The 13,394-nt window shown below is 68.7% G+C and carries 17 protein-coding genes; 6 read left to right on the forward strand and 11 right to left on the reverse strand.

Annotated elements, in window-relative coordinates:
- Window positions 1–49: 49 nt before the first annotated feature.
- Complete coding sequence (locus tag OG787_RS21375) at window positions 50–700, forward strand: hypothetical protein (RefSeq protein WP_369036567.1); 651 nt, start codon at window positions 50–52, stop codon at window positions 698–700.
- 18 nt (window positions 701–718) lie between these two features.
- Here the strand turns inward: OG787_RS21375 and OG787_RS21380 are convergent, their stop codons facing one another.
- The 5 genes from OG787_RS21380 to OG787_RS21400 form a co-directional block, all read right to left on the reverse strand.
- A complete protein-coding gene (locus OG787_RS21380; protein ID WP_369036566.1) occupies window positions 719–1,009 on the reverse strand; it encodes a hypothetical protein in 291 nt (96 codons plus the stop codon).
- 154 nt (window positions 1,010–1,163) lie between these two features.
- Entirely contained in the window at window positions 1,164–1,616 is a 453-nt protein-coding gene (locus OG787_RS21385) for a hypothetical protein (RefSeq protein WP_369036565.1), read from the reverse strand.
- Complete coding sequence (locus OG787_RS21390) at window positions 1,613–1,879, reverse strand: hypothetical protein (protein WP_232838647.1); 267 nt, start codon at window positions 1,877–1,879, stop codon at window positions 1,613–1,615. Before OG787_RS21390 ends, OG787_RS21385 begins: the two co-directional genes overlap by 4 nt.
- A 115-nt stretch (window positions 1,880–1,994) precedes the next feature.
- A complete protein-coding gene (locus tag OG787_RS21395; RefSeq protein WP_405536060.1) occupies window positions 1,995–2,816 on the reverse strand; it encodes a hypothetical protein in 822 nt (273 codons plus the stop codon).
- 143 nt (window positions 2,817–2,959) lie between these two features.
- Complete coding sequence (locus OG787_RS21400; RefSeq protein WP_405536061.1) at window positions 2,960–3,394, reverse strand: hypothetical protein; 435 nt, start codon at window positions 3,392–3,394, stop codon at window positions 2,960–2,962.
- A 124-nt stretch (window positions 3,395–3,518) separates the two neighbouring features.
- Here OG787_RS21400 and OG787_RS21405 point away from each other — a divergent pair, with 124 nt between their 5' ends.
- Together OG787_RS21405 and OG787_RS21410 are read left to right on the forward strand one after the other, a co-directional pair.
- Window positions 3,519–4,364 (forward strand): Scr1 family TA system antitoxin-like transcriptional regulator, encoded by an 846-nt coding sequence (locus OG787_RS21405; RefSeq protein ID WP_405536062.1) that lies wholly within the window; start codon window positions 3,519–3,521, stop codon window positions 4,362–4,364.
- Window positions 4,361–4,624, forward strand: a complete 264-nt coding sequence (locus tag OG787_RS21410; protein ID WP_405536063.1) for a DUF397 domain-containing protein — start codon at window positions 4,361–4,363, stop codon at window positions 4,622–4,624. Before OG787_RS21405 ends, OG787_RS21410 begins: the two co-directional genes overlap by 4 nt.
- On the opposite strand, the gene OG787_RS21415 is transcribed toward OG787_RS21410, so the two are convergent.
- Window positions 4,618–5,127, reverse strand: a complete 510-nt coding sequence (locus OG787_RS21415; protein ID WP_369036560.1) for an RICIN domain-containing protein — start codon at window positions 5,125–5,127, stop codon at window positions 4,618–4,620. The two genes, OG787_RS21410 and OG787_RS21415, sit on opposite strands and share 7 nt — an antisense overlap.
- A gap of 215 nt (window positions 5,128–5,342) precedes the next feature.
- Window positions 5,343–5,729 (reverse strand): hypothetical protein, encoded by a 387-nt coding sequence (locus OG787_RS21420; RefSeq protein WP_405536064.1) that lies wholly within the window; start codon window positions 5,727–5,729, stop codon window positions 5,343–5,345.
- Between the two features lie 95 nt (window positions 5,730–5,824).
- On the opposite strand from OG787_RS21420, the gene OG787_RS21425 reads away from it, so the two are divergent.
- The gene (locus tag OG787_RS21425; protein WP_405536065.1) at window positions 5,825–5,983 is read left to right on the forward strand and encodes a hypothetical protein; all 159 of its coding nucleotides are present in this window, start codon (window positions 5,825–5,827) and stop codon (window positions 5,981–5,983) included.
- Window positions 5,984–6,160: 177 nt separating this feature from the next.
- On the forward strand, window positions 6,161–7,750 hold the full coding sequence (locus OG787_RS21430; RefSeq protein ID WP_405536066.1) for a hypothetical protein: 1,590 nt from the start codon (window positions 6,161–6,163) through the stop codon (window positions 7,748–7,750).
- 52 nt (window positions 7,751–7,802) lie between these two features.
- Here the strand turns inward: OG787_RS21430 and OG787_RS21435 are convergent, their stop codons facing one another.
- The 3 genes from OG787_RS21435 to OG787_RS21445 all read right to left on the reverse strand — a co-directional run bounded on the left by OG787_RS21435 (window position 7,803) and on the right by OG787_RS21445 (window position 9,864).
- Window positions 7,803–8,210 (reverse strand): hypothetical protein, encoded by a 408-nt coding sequence (locus OG787_RS21435; protein ID WP_405536067.1) that lies wholly within the window; start codon window positions 8,208–8,210, stop codon window positions 7,803–7,805.
- A gap of 78 nt (window positions 8,211–8,288) precedes the next feature.
- Window positions 8,289–8,930, reverse strand: a complete 642-nt coding sequence (locus tag OG787_RS21440; RefSeq protein WP_405536068.1) for a hypothetical protein — start codon at window positions 8,928–8,930, stop codon at window positions 8,289–8,291.
- 16 nt (window positions 8,931–8,946) lie between these two features.
- Window positions 8,947–9,864 carry a hypothetical protein gene (locus OG787_RS21445; RefSeq protein ID WP_405536069.1) on the reverse strand — a complete coding sequence of 306 codons (918 nt, stop codon included), beginning with the start codon at window positions 9,862–9,864 and terminating at the stop codon, window positions 8,947–8,949.
- A 224-nt stretch (window positions 9,865–10,088) separates the two neighbouring features.
- Here OG787_RS21445 and OG787_RS21450 point away from each other — a divergent pair, with 224 nt between their 5' ends.
- On the forward strand, window positions 10,089–11,357 hold the full coding sequence (locus tag OG787_RS21450; RefSeq protein ID WP_369036554.1) for a hypothetical protein: 1,269 nt from the start codon (window positions 10,089–10,091) through the stop codon (window positions 11,355–11,357).
- A gap of 17 nt (window positions 11,358–11,374) precedes the next feature.
- On the opposite strand, the gene OG787_RS21455 is transcribed toward OG787_RS21450, so the two are convergent.
- Window positions 11,375–13,204, reverse strand: coding sequence for a bifunctional metallophosphatase/5'-nucleotidase (locus tag OG787_RS21455; protein ID WP_405536070.1), 1,830 nt, complete (start codon window positions 13,202–13,204; stop codon window positions 11,375–11,377).
- Window positions 13,205–13,394 lie beyond the last annotated feature (190 nt).

Raw genomic sequence — 13,394 nt, forward strand, 5'->3', positions numbered from 1 at the left:
CCAGAGGCCTCAGGGCCTGGACGCCTATGACGATGCGAGGAGTGCTCCTTTGGCCTGTGACCTGTGGCTGGTCCCACTCGTCGACGTGCTGTGTCACACCCCCGACAACCCCTTCGCCGAGGAACTCGCCCTCTACGACAAGGTGCTGGGCGAGGCGGGACTGCCGCCGGTGCCGGTGTACTCGTACATGCCGGGCCTGTCCGGCGACGTGGCCCCCATCGCGGGCTTCGACTACGACGCGCTGCACTTCCTGCGCCGCGCGTATCTCCTCCAGGTGTGCGGTCTGCCGGTGACGCCGGTGGGTGAACTGGGCGGGGACTACGAGCAGTTGCTGGAGATGTTCGAGGCGACCGCCCAGCAGTCGCACCTGGTCTGGCACTACGACCACGCGGGCGCGTACGTCCCCGTGGACTTCCCGCACCCGCTGACGAGCGACGAACTCCTCGAAGGCGGGGGCCCGTTGGGCTCGTCCCAGACCCTGCTGCGGGAACTGGAGTTCGTGGCCCCGTCGATCGGCATCGACCCGGCGAACCCCCCGCTGGCCCCGGCCCCGCCGCTGACCCCCACGTCCCTGGAGGAACCGGCGGCACCGGCGCCCTTCGACGCGAGCCCGTTCGCGCGGGAGCGGCATGTGTGGCTGGGTCTGAACGCGGCGGCGACGCGGAGTCTGGCGCAGGGGTCGATGATCGTCTTCAGCTGAGCCCCGACACCGGGGGGTTCACCGAATGTGGGAGAGCCCCTTCTGTAGGTCGTCGGCGTTCATGATGGGGGTGAAGGAGACCTTGGCGTTGAACTGGGTGAAGAACAGCTCGGCGGTGGGCGGCATTTCAGAGCTGTCCTGCATGTCGATGACCAGCCAGCAGGTCCGGCAACCGTCCTCGGGGCCGAAGTAGGCCGCCTCCGGCTTGAGGAGGTCCATAGCCTCCTTCAACAACGTCGGCAGCTTGCCGCTGCGTATGCCCTCGTTGCCCTTCTCCGTGTCGAACTGCGCCTTGAGCAGGACGCGCATGACACTCACCTTCTCCGCGCATGGAGCTTTTGGGTGGGTATTTTGCGTTTTCCACCCTATGCCCGTTGTGGAAGGTTGGCGCGCACACGTTCGCCCGCCGGGGCGGGCCCGATCCCCTTCTCGGGAGCGGCCCCACCCCGGCCGACGGTGACCGTCAGCCCTGCTCGACGATCCGGATCGTACGAACGCCCGTGCCGCGGTAGCGCGTGGGAGTCCTGGTCAGGACGGGCCGCCCGCGAGGCCACTCCACGGTGGGCAGGGCGAGATGGAGCACGTGGGCACCGCTCCAGTCGGGCTCGTCCTTGCCCCCCTGCCCCTCCTCGCCCGCGACGGCCGTCCGCAGGCGCTTGCCCACGGCGGCCGCTCCCGCGAAGTCGAGCCCCTCGATGTTGACGGACGGCAGCGCGCCGACATGCTCGGCGACCCCCGCCCGCTCAAGCTCGGCGGCGGCCAGACTGAGCGCCGGGACGTAGACCCGCAGGGCGGGGTCCTTCTCGGCCTCGACGACCAGCCGGGAGGCCATGCTATTGCCCGCGCCGAGCGCGAGCGCGGCGGTGTCGTCGAAGATGACGGCACGCGGCAGCGGGTACGACTTCTCCTCGGTCACTGGACCTCCCCGATGCGCCCGGCCTCGAGGTCGGCCCACAGCTTCTCGCCGGCCTTCTCGTCCTCCTCGGTGTAGGGCCTGCCGAGGAAGTGCTCCTCGACGTACGCCCGCGTCTCCTCGTACCGCTTGCGCAGCTCTTCCTTGGTGGGCGTGGCCCCGGCCAGCTCCGCCACCAGGTCCCGCATGCTGATCCCGCGCTCCCGCGCCAGCTCCTGCAAACGGTCCCGGACGGCGGGGTCGACCTTGATCGTGGTGTCAGGCATGAGCAGAGTATACCGGCGGTATACCGTCTCCGGGCGTTCGAGTGTGATGGTCATCGACACTCCGTTTCTTGCGAAGGACCCGGCACGCGGACGCGCGCCGGGAGTCTGTGGGCGCCTACGCGGACGCGGGCCGCCGCCTCTCCAGCAGCAGTGCGCGGACCTCGGCGCCGCCGCGCCGCGCGGCCTCGCGGTAGCCGCCGGCCACGCCGGGCTTGCGGATCTCGACGGTCGTGACGGGCCCGGCCGGTTCAGCGGCGGGCGCGACCGGGTGTTTGCGGGTCAGCCGGTCCTCGATGATGGCGCGCGGCGAGTACAGCCGCCGGGGCAGCCCCTGCGTCAGAGCGGCGCGCACCTGGGCGCTGCTCGCCCCGGCGGCCCACCACTCCTCGACCAGCGGCGCGAGCCGCAACGCGTCGTCGGCACCGAGTTCGAGCCGCGGCTCGGTACGGGCGAGCGAGCCGAGCAACCGCGCGGCGAGCGCGGTGCGTTCGCCCGGCGGCGCCTCGGGCGCCGACGGCGGGGAGGGAGGTTCTTCTTCCCGGGTTTTCTCTCCCGAAGGGAGAGCGCCCGAAGCCCCGGACGGCGACTCGCCGGAGGCCAGGTTCTGGATTTCTTCGGATTCACCCGCAGGGGGTTCGTCGTCGTACGGAGTGTCGAACACCTCGTACACGGTGGAGAGTTGCCCGGACTCCTGATCCTTGCGCACCACCCGCCGCAGATACCGGGATTCCTCCAGCTCATGCAGGGCGGAGGCGATCCGGGCCCGCCCTTCCTTGCGCTGCTCGGCAAGGGTGCGGATGGTCGCGCGGGCGCCGTTCGGAAGACTGAGGAGGTACGTCAGTACGCCTACGGCACACCAGGAGAGACTCCGGTCGCGGAGAAGGGCGTTGGAGAAGACTGAAAACGCGCGCGTGGGCGTCGTACGATGAATGCGCATTGGGAGTTCCTCAGCATTGCTCTTGATGCCGAGCCCCCGGGTGTTGGCGCACCGCGGGGGCGTTCTGTTGCCGTGACTCTAAGGGCACGCAGAGCGACGAACGCAAGCCGAACGGGCTTTTCCCGGGCGGAAGTTCGCGTTCTTCACTCTTCGGGGTGAAGCGCCGCCTTCAAGAGCAACGCGTGTACGAGGTGATCTCTCCCGGTTGGCCGATAACGCCAAGTCAGCGGCCACGTCTGCCCGTTGAGGGCGGGTACGGGGATGTACGCGACGCAACTCGGCCCGGACGCGAGACTGATGACGCCGGGCGGCCAGATCCGCCGGGTCGTCGCACCGACGGGCACGAGGAAGTAGACGGCACGACTCCCGCTCGCCTCCTCCACGACCGGCCCCGGCGCCCCGCCGGTCATCCGCGCCAGCCGGTCCGCGACTGCTCTGCCTTCGTCACCGTCCAAGCGGATCGCGTCGAACTGGACGCCCGCCTTGCGGAGTTGGATGCCGGTGGCGGGGACCCAGTCGGGGATCTCCGGGTCGAGTGGGGGTTCGTCGAGGTTTACCTCGTCACTTTCCGTGTTCATGGAGACAGTTTCGGCAGCCGGGGCTAGCTTCTTCCATAACTCTGTGTCGAGGGTGCGTAGCTGTCGGAATTCGACGCGGGCCGGTGGTGACCAGTTGAGTTCGGTTGAGTTCGGGAGTGACCGGATGGCGAGTTCGGAGAACAGGACGGAAGCGGGCGGTACGGCACGTATGGTCGCCGCCCTCGCGAAGGCACTGCGTGAGCAAGCGGGGCTCACACAGGAGGAGTTGGGCAAGCTGATCGGCTACACGGCGTCGGCGATCAGCGCGATGGAGACGTGCGCACAGCCCGCCAGCGACAAGATGCTCGTCAAGCTGGAGGAGGTGCTGGGGAACGGGCTGGGTGTCTTCGAGAAGGCCCGGAAGTGGATGCTGATGGAGAAGTATCCGGTTCGGTTCCGGGGCGCTGCGGCACTGGAGCGGGGCGCGGTCACGATCTCCTCGTACGCGACCTTCGTCATCGACGGGATCTTCCAGACCGAGCCGTACGCCCAGGCACTCATCCGGGGCGGCTTTCCGGCAGTCTCCGACCAGAAGCGGGAGGAACTCGTCGAGGCGCGGCTCGCCCGGCGTGCTCTCTTCGACCGCGACCCTGCCCCGATGATCGAGCTGATCCTCGAAGAGGGCGTACTGCGGCGGCCGTTCGGAAGCTGGGAGATCATGCGTGAGCAGATGCGCTCGCTCGCCGAGGACGCCCAGCGGGAGAATGTATGCCTGCAAGTACTCCCGATGGACCGCGGGCTGCGCGGATCGCACGCCGGTGACCGCGGCTCCATGAAACTCCTCGTCACCGAGGACCACGACCACGTCGTCTACATGGAGATCGAGGACCAGGGCATCCTCATCAGCGATCCACCCGAGGTGGCCCAACTCGCGCACCGCTATGCGAAGATCCGATCACAGGCCCTGAGTCCCGACGACTCACTCAGCCTCATCGAGCGGTTGGCGGAATCGGCAGGAGAGGAACCATGAGCGACACCGGTGCACTGCGGTGGTTCAAGTCCAGCTACAGCGACAGCGGCGGCGGGGACTGCGTCGAAGTCGCCTACGCCTGGCGCAAGTCGACGTACAGCGACAGCGGTGGCGGGGACTGCGTGGAGGTCGCCCCCTGCCCCCACACCCCCACCACCGCGATACACATCCGCGACTCCAAGAACCCGACCGGCCCGAACCTCACGGTCACCGGCGAGGCGTGGGGCGCGTTTCTCGTCCGTACTGTCCGGGCTCAGTAGCCCAGACGCCACTTCTGGAATCCGCCGCCGTTGCATTCGAGCAGGTAGGCCCAGCCGTTCCGGTCGCTGTCGAGGCACTGGTAACGGTCGTTTATTCCCCCGTCGGTGAGTTCGACCATGTTCCAGCCCGAGCCGACCCCTCGCCACAGCCTCTCGTCCCAGGTGCCGGCGTTGCAGTCACCGGCGTAGAGCGACCCGTTGTAGCTCCACACCAGGCACTGGTTGGTCGCCACGTTGACGATCTGCACGAAGTCGTACCCCGCGTGGTACTGGTAGATCACGCTCCACTTCTGCCGGTCGTTGCCGGACTGACAGGGCTGGGTGTTGATGCGGCCGGCATCGGCGTTGTTCAGACAGAGCCCGGTCTCCCAGTTACGCAGGAAGTCCGTACCGATGACGTACGCGGCCGACGCGCTGGGAGCGTTGAGAGTCGCGAACCCCAGGGACATGGCCAGTGTGAGCAGTACGGTCCACCAGCGGCGCGATCTCTTCGTGTTGGCCACGTTCGATTCCTCTCGATTGCACAGGCGCCTACGGGATGCCGACGCCCGCACAGGAGTCGCACCGCCGTCGTCATCCTCCCTTCCCAACCCGGCCGCTCACTGGTTTCACCGGGCAGAACTGCCCTTTCGCGCACGTGAATTGACCGCGGGTCCCACAGCCGGTGGCCGGTTCGCCGGACAAACGAAACTGCCTGACCGCCCAACTGCCTAACCGTCTAACTGCCGAAGTGCAGCGGCCCGTTGATGTCCCGCGCCTGGATCACGGGGCCCTGGAACGTGCCCCCGGAGATCTCGTTGTGGATGTCGCCCACGCCGGTCGGCGTGCCGTCCAGGGCCTCCGCCTCCCGGCGCCAGGTGTCGAGTGCCTGGGCGCAGGCGGGGTCCTGCTGGACGCGGAGCGCGAGCACGTCGGCCAGTTGTCTGGCTCGCGTCGGGCTGTCCGAGGCCTCACCGAGGGACACCAACTCGCCCTCGCCACGCGGCTCTCCGGCCGGCGGCCGACGTCTGACCAGATCCCGCGACGAGGCCCAGATCTGCTGCCCGGCGGCACCCGCCGTACCTCCGGCGAGGGCCATGAGCAGCTCAGGTGCGATGGGGTCCACGAACGCCCTCCCCCGTATGCCTGTCGGACTTCCGCACCCCACTGGCGTACGTCGTGGATCGAGGGTAGAGCCCACTGGTCCGTCCGAACCGGTAAATGGGCGATCCGACCATCAACCGGTCGATGTACGACGGCGCCGGGCCTCTGAGGCTGGAGCAGGATCCCCGCCCCGACCGCACCCCGGCGGACGCGAGACCGATGACCCCGGGTGGCCAGATCCGCCGGGTCGTCGCACCGACGGGTACGAGGAAATAGACCGCACGACTCCCACTCACCTCCTGGAGTGCGTCGAACTGGACGCCCGCCCTGCGGAGTTGGATACCGGTGGACGGGACCCGGTCCGGGATTTCCGAGTCCTCCGGCCCCGAATGCGGGGGACGACAATGCGGACTAGCCTGAAAAGTAGCCATTTTCCCGGACGGAGGTGGCGTCATGGCCGAGCCGGCACGTCTGAACCCTCCAGACGAAGTGGTTGACCGGAGGGGAGAGTCGCCACGGGCAACGGAGAAAGATCCGACGCTGGGAATCACGGTCACAGTCGACAGGGCAGGGCCGGAACCTCACCATCGGCTGGTGACCATCGGGGACTCGCTCACGCACGGCTTCCAGAGTGGGGCCGTTTTCAATACCGACGTGTCGTATCCGGCCGTCATCGCCCACGAGTTGGGCCTGGGCGACCAGTTCCGCTACCCCACATACCCTGGATACGGCGGGCTGCCGCTCAACATAGAACTGCTGCTGAGGGAACTCGAGGAACGCTTCGGCCAGGAACTCGACTGGTGGGAGGTTCCGTTGGCCCTGTTCCACGCCCGGCGTTTCCTGGATGAGGCGGAGGACTACTGGGAACGCGGCCCGGGAAGCCGTGACAACCAGTTCGCGGCCATCAATCACAATCTCGCGGTGTACGGGTGGGACCTGCGCGATGTTCTCTCCAAGAACGCCACGGTTTGCCGTGTCAAGGAACCCAGAGACAATCTCCTCCACCAGGTCGCGCAGGACAGCGGAAACCGGGCGGCTCTACGGGTCCTGCCCCCGGCGAGCATCGACGGCCCCGGCACCATGACGCTGCTGGACGCGGCGCAGCACCTCGGCGACGAGGAAGCACCCGACCAGAAGCGTGGCATCGAGACCCTGATCGTCTTCCTCGGAGCCAACAACGCTCTTCAGACAGTCACCCAGCTCAAAGTGCAATGGAGTGGGGAGGAATACCGCAATCTGAAGGCCAAAGAAGACTTCACGGTGTGGGATCCCAGCCATTTCAGGGACGAGTTGGCAGAAATCATCGACGAGGTGGCGAAAATCAGGGCCCGGCATGTCATCTGGTGCACTGTCCCCCACGTCACCATCCCCCCGATCGCGCGCGGTGTGGGAAACAAGCCCCAGGACTCGCGCTACTTCCCCTACTACACCCGGCCTTGGATCAGTGATCTCGAGTTCAGTCCCACCCGGCATCCTCACCTGACGGCCGAACAGGCTCAGGACATCGACACAGCAATCGACTTGTACAACGAGGCCATCACCGACCATGTGGCGAAGAAGCGCGAGGCGGAAGGCCTGGACTGGCTGCTCATGGACACCGCCGGCCTCCTCGACCGGCTTGCCTCCCGGCGCTACATGGAGGGCGAGGATCCCAGCAATCGCCCGGAGTGGTGGGAACCCTATCCATTGCCCGCACAGTTGGACGCACTGACTCCGAAGCCGAACTCGCACTTCCTCACCAGCAACGGCAAGGGACGTACTGACGGAGGCCTGTTCTCACTGGACGGCGTGCATCCCAGCACCATCGGCTACGGGATCCTCGCGCAGGAGATGATCAACGTCATGCGCCGATGCGGTGTCGAGTTCCGGCACCCGGTGAGCGGCAACGTCCGGCCCGACCCGGTCGTCGTCGACTTCGACCGGCTCCTCCGGCGCGACACCCTGATCCATCGCCCGCCCGGCAACCTGACCTCGGGTCTGAACATCCTGGCCTGGGGCCAGGCCCGCCTCGACCTGGTGAAACGGGCACTGTACTTCCGGTGAGCAGAGGCGGGCGACAGGGCGGCCGCCAGTGACGAGGGTGGGAACAGCGGTACTACCCGGGCCCCTGGCTCGGCCAACTGCCGAAGTGCAAGGGCCCGTTGATGTCCCGGGCCTGGACCACGGGCCCTTGGATCGTGCCCCCGGAGACCTCGTTGCGCACATCGCCCGCCCCGGTCGAGGCGCCCTCCAGCGCCTCCGCCTCGCGGCGCCAGGTGTCGAGCGCCCGGGCGAAGTCGGGGTCCTGCCGGGCGCGCAGTGCGAGCACGTCGGCCAGTTCCCTGGCCCGCGTCGGACTGTCGGCGGCATCGGCGAGGGACGTCAACTCGCCCTCGCCGCGCGGCTCCCCGTCCGTCGGCCGCCGTCGGACCAGGTCCCGCAGCGACGCCCAGATCTGCTGCCCGGCGGCACCCGCCGTACCGCCGGCGAGGGCCATGAGCAACTCGGGTGCGATGGGACTCATGGACGCCCTCCCCTGTTGCCTCCACGCTTCCGTACCCACACTGGCGTACGTCGTGGATCGAGGCCAGGGCGCCTCCGGTCAACCCGAACCGGTACCGACGCTGTCCGCCGGACGACTCGTCAGCCAAGCGCTCGCCCCCGGCATGAAGTGGACCTCGCGGGGCACGCGGAAGCCCAGGGGGCGCAGTTGGTCCGTGTGGCGGGGGGACATCGTGAGGGCGACGGCCGTCGCCGTCTCGTTGTCGACGGCTCGTAGGCCCGGGGTCAGCAGGTCGGCGGCCACGGTGTGGTCCCAGGCGGTCGTGTCGTCCAGGGTGCCGACGATGACCACCTTCCAGTGCGGGATCTCGGGGCCCGCGTCCTTCAGCCACATCGGCAGGACCGGCAAGTCCTGTGGGCCGGTGGCGAGTTCGCGGGCGAGGAGGCTGCTGAAGCGGGTGTCGGGGGGCTCGGCGCCGACGCCGGGCGGCAGCCAGACGGCCGCCGCCAGGAGACCGCCCTCCGCGCGCTCGGCCACCCAGATGCGGCCCTCCTCCAGGGCGTAGTGGGCCAGCACCAGCCGCATCGCGCTCTGCGTCTGCTCCCAGTCGTCCGAGGGCGTGGGCGCCGCGATCATGCGTACCACCGCGGGTACGTCCACCAGTTCCGCCGCGCGTACGGTCGTCCGCGTGCCCAGCTGAAGCATGGGCATCGCGGCCATCGGCGTCAGGGTCGTCGTCATCTTGCTGTTCTCCATTTCAGGCCGCCCGGCTCGTGCCGGTCAGCATCCGGGTGGGGAGCGGGTGCGGTACGGGTACAGGTACGGGTACGGGTGCGCGTACGTCGAGGCGGGCCGGACCCTCGGGCTGCGGGCGGCTCAGCAGGACCACGCCCCGGCCCGCCGCCACCGCGCCGGCGATCGCGAGCAGGGTGCCCGTCGTGCCGTACTGGAAGCCCTCGCCGAGCAGGGTGACGCCGATGGCCGACGCGGCGACCGGGTTGACGAGGGTCAGCAGGGCGAGGGGGCCGCCGAGGCCGCTGCCGTATGCCTTCTGGGCCAGCAGCAGCCCGCCCGCCGCGAAGGCGACGGTCAGGATCGCGATCCCCGCCGCGCTCCACGACAGCGTCGGTCCGACCGCGAGCTTCTGGGCCAGCGTCGAGCCGACTCCGGAGGCGATGCCCGAGGCCGCCGCGAAGCCGAGGCCCGCCAGGGAGGAGCGGCCCGTGGTCAGGCGTACGAGCACCGCGATGAGCGTGGCGGCGGCGAGCGCCACCACCAGCACCTCGGTGCCGCTCAGGGCGCTGTCCGGCGTACCGCCCGAGGCGGTGACCGTCAGGAGGGCGGTCAGTCCTACGAGCGTCAGGGCCATGCCGGACCACTGGGTGCCCGAGGTCCGGCGGCGGGCGGCCAGTGAGCCGAGCGGTACCGCCACCACCAGGGTCAGTACGCCGAGCGGCTGCACCAGGCTCAGGGGGCCGTAGCGCAGGGCGACCACGTGCAGCAGCGCACCGGCGGCGTTGAGCAGGACCGCCCACCACCAGGAGGCGCGGGTGAGGGCGCCGCGCAGGTCGGCGGTGTCGGCGGCGGTCCGCTCCTGGACCACGGCGGCCGTGGCGTAGCAGAGCGCGGAGACGAGGGAGAGGGCAACGGCCAGGAGCACCGGAGAGGTCGCCATAGCCGTCATCACCACCCATCTGCCATCGATACGAAACCGTTTCGTACAGACAAGCTACGGCGATCTCGATCGAAACGCAAGCGTTTCTTTAGAGGAGATCCGCCCTGGTGGCGGACTCGTACGGTCCGGATAAAGGCCGAATTCTCCGGCAACCATCCCGCCCCAGCACCGTCTTATTAGCGCAGGGGCTCACCACCCCACCACTCGCGAATCCGGGGGGATTCATGTTTCGCACCATTCACATCGGCCGTATCGGTCAGCCACTCGCCATCGGAGCGGCCGGCGTGCTGATGTCGCTGGGAGCGGTGGCCGCCGCGCCCGCCGCGTGGGCCGAGCCGGGGGCGCCGACCACTCCGTCGGCCGCGCCCGCGCAGACCTGCTGCAACACCACCCTGTCCGTGACCGGGCCCGCCGCGCTGGGACTGGCCGGGCAGCCGGTCGAGTTCACGGAGAAGATCACCAACACCTCCGCCACCGAGTCGCAGGATCTGTTCCTCGACCTGGTCGCGGACGCCGGGGCCGGGATGCCGAAGAACGGCCTGGTCATGTACTACCGCACGGACAGCGGGGCCTGGCAGAAGGTGCTGATGGAGTACAGCGGCGGTTCGTTCCAGGGCGCGCTCCCGATCACCATCACGCTCGGCCCGGGCGAGAGCCGTGTCCTCCACCTGCTCCTCGGGCTGCCCATGGGCGAGCCGCACAACGGCGACAGCGACGGCGGGGCGAACTCCGTCCAGCTGACCTCGTCCGTCGGGGCGGCCGACGGGTCGTGGGTCCTCCAGGCGCGTGACATCCGTACGATCCCGGTCCATGGCCTGGCCGCCGGGCTCGCCGGAGTGCCCACGACGGCCGTGCGCGGCGGGGCGCCCGTCGAGTTCGACGCCACCCTGGTCAACCCGACGCCGTCCGACTACCTCAACGTCAACAGCGTGCTGTTCACCGACAAGTACGCGACGGTGCAGGTGAAGCGGGGAGGCGCCTGGGTCACGCTGCCGCCGGTGACGGCAGCCGCCGAGCCCGGCCTGGTCGGCCACTATCTGCGCGAGCGCGACCACAAGGTCCCGGCGGGCAGCAGCGGTTCCGTTCCGGTACGGGTCTCCTGGAAGGCGAACGCTCCGCTCGGCAAGGCCACCCTCACCGAGAGCATCATCGTCAACGAGGGGTCCGTCCCGTTCCGGGGCACCCACGTGGGTGCCGCATCCGCCCAAGTGACCCTGACCGGCGGCCAGTCGGCATCCCCGAGCACGAGCACGGGCGCGGGCGGAAGCCAGACCCCGACCTCGACGCCTTCGGCCTCCGCCTCGACCGGCACCACCGCCACCCCCACGCCCGCACCCACCACACCGCCCGCCTCCTCTCCGGCGAACACCGGCACGCAGTTGGCGAGCACCGGCGGCGACGGCGGCACGCTCGCCCTCTCCCTCGGCGGTGCCTCGCTGGTGTTCGCCGGCGGCTCCCTGGCCGCCTACACGCGGCTGCGACGCCGCGCGTAGGGAAGCCCGGGGAGGGCTCAGTCGGCGAACACCGCCGTCCCGCCCTGCGTCAGCCTCCAGTTGGTGACCGCGAAGTCGGCGGGGTTCAGGCTCCCCTTCGACGTCACGTAGTCGATCATCAGCTGGCGGATCTCGTTGGTGGAGCTGTACGCGATGTCGGCAGCGGCTATGTGCGGATAGCCGCTGCCGCCGTTGGCGCGGTAGTTGTTGACGGCGACGACGAAGACCTGGTCGTCGGCGACCGAAGTCCCGTTGTAGGTCAGGTTCTTGATGCGGGAGCCCTCGGCCGCCGCGATGTCGATGTCGTACGAGACGCCCGCGGCGGTGTCGTACATGTAGTCCCAGAAGCTGTTGGCGTTGGTGAGGGTCGCGGTGTCCACGGACGTGCCCGTCGGCACCTGGTGGTAGTACTTCGCCGCGTACTCCAGGTAGGCCTTCAGCTGAGCACCCGTCAACTTCTTGCCGTACAGGGTGTTGTCGTAGATGTAGAGCCCGGCGATGTCCTTGATGGTGACGCTGCCGGCCGGGATGTCGGCGGTGCGGGAGAAGGGCGCGGCGACCGAGATGAGGGGAAGCGCGGCGTCGGACGTCGACAGGCCCGCCTTGACCGTGTCCATCTGGACCTGGTGGATGAAGTCCATGATCGGGACGTCCTTCCAGCAGGACTCCGCCGCCGAGAGGTCCTCGGTGCAGGTGCCGACCGCCGTGTTGACGTACTTCACGACCAGCTCGTGGTCGGCTTCCAGGAGCTTCCTGATCTCCGGGTCCTCGTCCACCGTGTTGGGGTTGAGGGTCTGCGCGGTCTTCTTGGTGACCTTCCACTGCCCGCGCACGAGTTCCAGCTCGAAGTCGAAGACGCTGAGCCGGTAGCCCCAGCAGTACGGCTCGGACAGCAGCACGTCCTCGCCGGTCTCGTCGTTCTTCACGGTGTACGAGGGCACCTCGACGTGGGTGTGGCCGACCAGGATCGCGTCGATGCCGGGGACCTGCTGGGCGACGAGGTTCGAGGCGTTCTCGACGTACGGCAGTTCGTCGCCGTAGGACGAGGAACCGTCGAGCCCGGAGTGGTCGGTCAGGAAGACGACGTCACAGCCGAGCGCGCGCAGCCGGGGCACGTACTTCTTCGCCTGCTCGACGAGCCCGGGGAAGACCATCTTGCCGCTGACGTTGTCCTTGTCCCAGAGGGCGATGCCCGGGTTGGTGAGCCCGAGGATGCCGACCTTGATGTCGGGGGCGCCCGGCACGCGGATCCGCTTCACGGTGTACGGCGGGAAGGCGGGCCTCAGCGTCTTCGCGTCGAGCGCGTTCGCGCCCAGCAACGGGAAGTGGCACTGGCTCTCGAACTTCCTGAGGACCTCGATGCCGTAGTTGAACTCGTGGTTGCCGAGGGCGGCGGCGTCGTAGCGCATGTGGTTCATGGCGACGGCCATCGGGTGCTTCGGGGCGCCCTTGTCGGTGATGGGCTGCACGCGCGCGAAGTAGTAGGCGAGGGAGGTGCCCTGGATGATGTCGCCGGCGTCGACGAGCAGGACGTGCTCCTCGCCCTTCGCCGCCCGCTGCTGCTTGATGAGCGTGGCGACCCGGGCGACACCGACGGAGTTGCCCTTCGTGTCGGAGTAGGCCTTGTCCAGGTAGTAGTCCCAGTCGAAGACATGGCTGTGCAGGTCGGTGGTGCCCAGGACGGAGAACGTCCAGGTCTTCGGGCACTTGGCTGGCCTGTGCCCGGCGGGCTCGGGCTGGGCTGCCTCGGCGGTACCGGCGCCGGCCGCTCCCGCGACGGCGACGGCCGCGCCGGTGACGGCCGACTTCTGCACGAACTCACGGCGGTTCATGGGCGAGATGGGCATGGGGGAACTCCTGAGCAGTCGGTGGCTACACGCGTAGAGCGTGGCCGCACACCGGCCACCCAGGAACCAAGAACAGGCCATGACAGGCCATGTCCCGGTCAATTCCAGCGAAAACCCCGGGTCCCACCAGTCCCGTTAACCCCCTGTGAACCTGTTGTCAGTGGTGTGACCTAGTCTCTTCTTTCACTGG

It is taken from the genome of Streptomyces sp. NBC_00075 (assembly GCF_045041225.1).
Classification (GTDB): domain Bacteria; phylum Actinomycetota; class Actinomycetes; order Streptomycetales; family Streptomycetaceae; genus Streptomyces; species Streptomyces adonidis.

Bases quoted from the DNA above. Each gene is read 5' to 3' on its own strand.
- OG787_RS21430 (WP_405536066.1), top strand. From the start codon at position 6,161: ATGGCCGAGCCGGCACGTCTGAACCCTCCAGACGAAGTGGTTGACCGG.
- OG787_RS21450 (WP_369036554.1), top strand. From the start codon at position 10,089: ATGTTTCGCACCATTCACATCGGCCGTATCGGTCAGCCACTCGCCATC.
- OG787_RS21390 (WP_232838647.1), bottom strand. From the start codon at position 1,879: ATGCCTGACACCACGATCAAGGTCGACCCCGCCGTCCGGGACCGTTTG.
- OG787_RS21405 (WP_405536062.1), top strand. From the start codon at position 3,519: ATGGCGAGTTCGGAGAACAGGACGGAAGCGGGCGGTACGGCACGTATG.
- OG787_RS21410 (WP_405536063.1), top strand. From the start codon at position 4,361: ATGAGCGACACCGGTGCACTGCGGTGGTTCAAGTCCAGCTACAGCGAC.
- OG787_RS21395 (WP_405536060.1), bottom strand. From the start codon at position 2,816: ATGCGCATTCATCGTACGACGCCCACGCGCGCGTTTTCAGTCTTCTCC.
- OG787_RS21435 (WP_405536067.1), bottom strand. From the start codon at position 8,210: ATGAGTCCCATCGCACCCGAGTTGCTCATGGCCCTCGCCGGCGGTACG.
- OG787_RS21445 (WP_405536069.1), bottom strand. From the start codon at position 9,864: ATGGCGACCTCTCCGGTGCTCCTGGCCGTTGCCCTCTCCCTCGTCTCC.
- OG787_RS21400 (WP_405536061.1), bottom strand. From the start codon at position 3,394: ATGAACACGGAAAGTGACGAGGTAAACCTCGACGAACCCCCACTCGAC.
- OG787_RS21425 (WP_405536065.1), top strand. From the start codon at position 5,825: ATGGGCGATCCGACCATCAACCGGTCGATGTACGACGGCGCCGGGCCT.
- OG787_RS21455 (WP_405536070.1), bottom strand. From the start codon at position 13,204: ATGCCCATCTCGCCCATGAACCGCCGTGAGTTCGTGCAGAAGTCGGCC.
- OG787_RS21380 (WP_369036566.1), bottom strand. From the start codon at position 1,009: ATGCGCGTCCTGCTCAAGGCGCAGTTCGACACGGAGAAGGGCAACGAG.
- OG787_RS21440 (WP_405536068.1), bottom strand. From the start codon at position 8,930: ATGACGACGACCCTGACGCCGATGGCCGCGATGCCCATGCTTCAGCTG.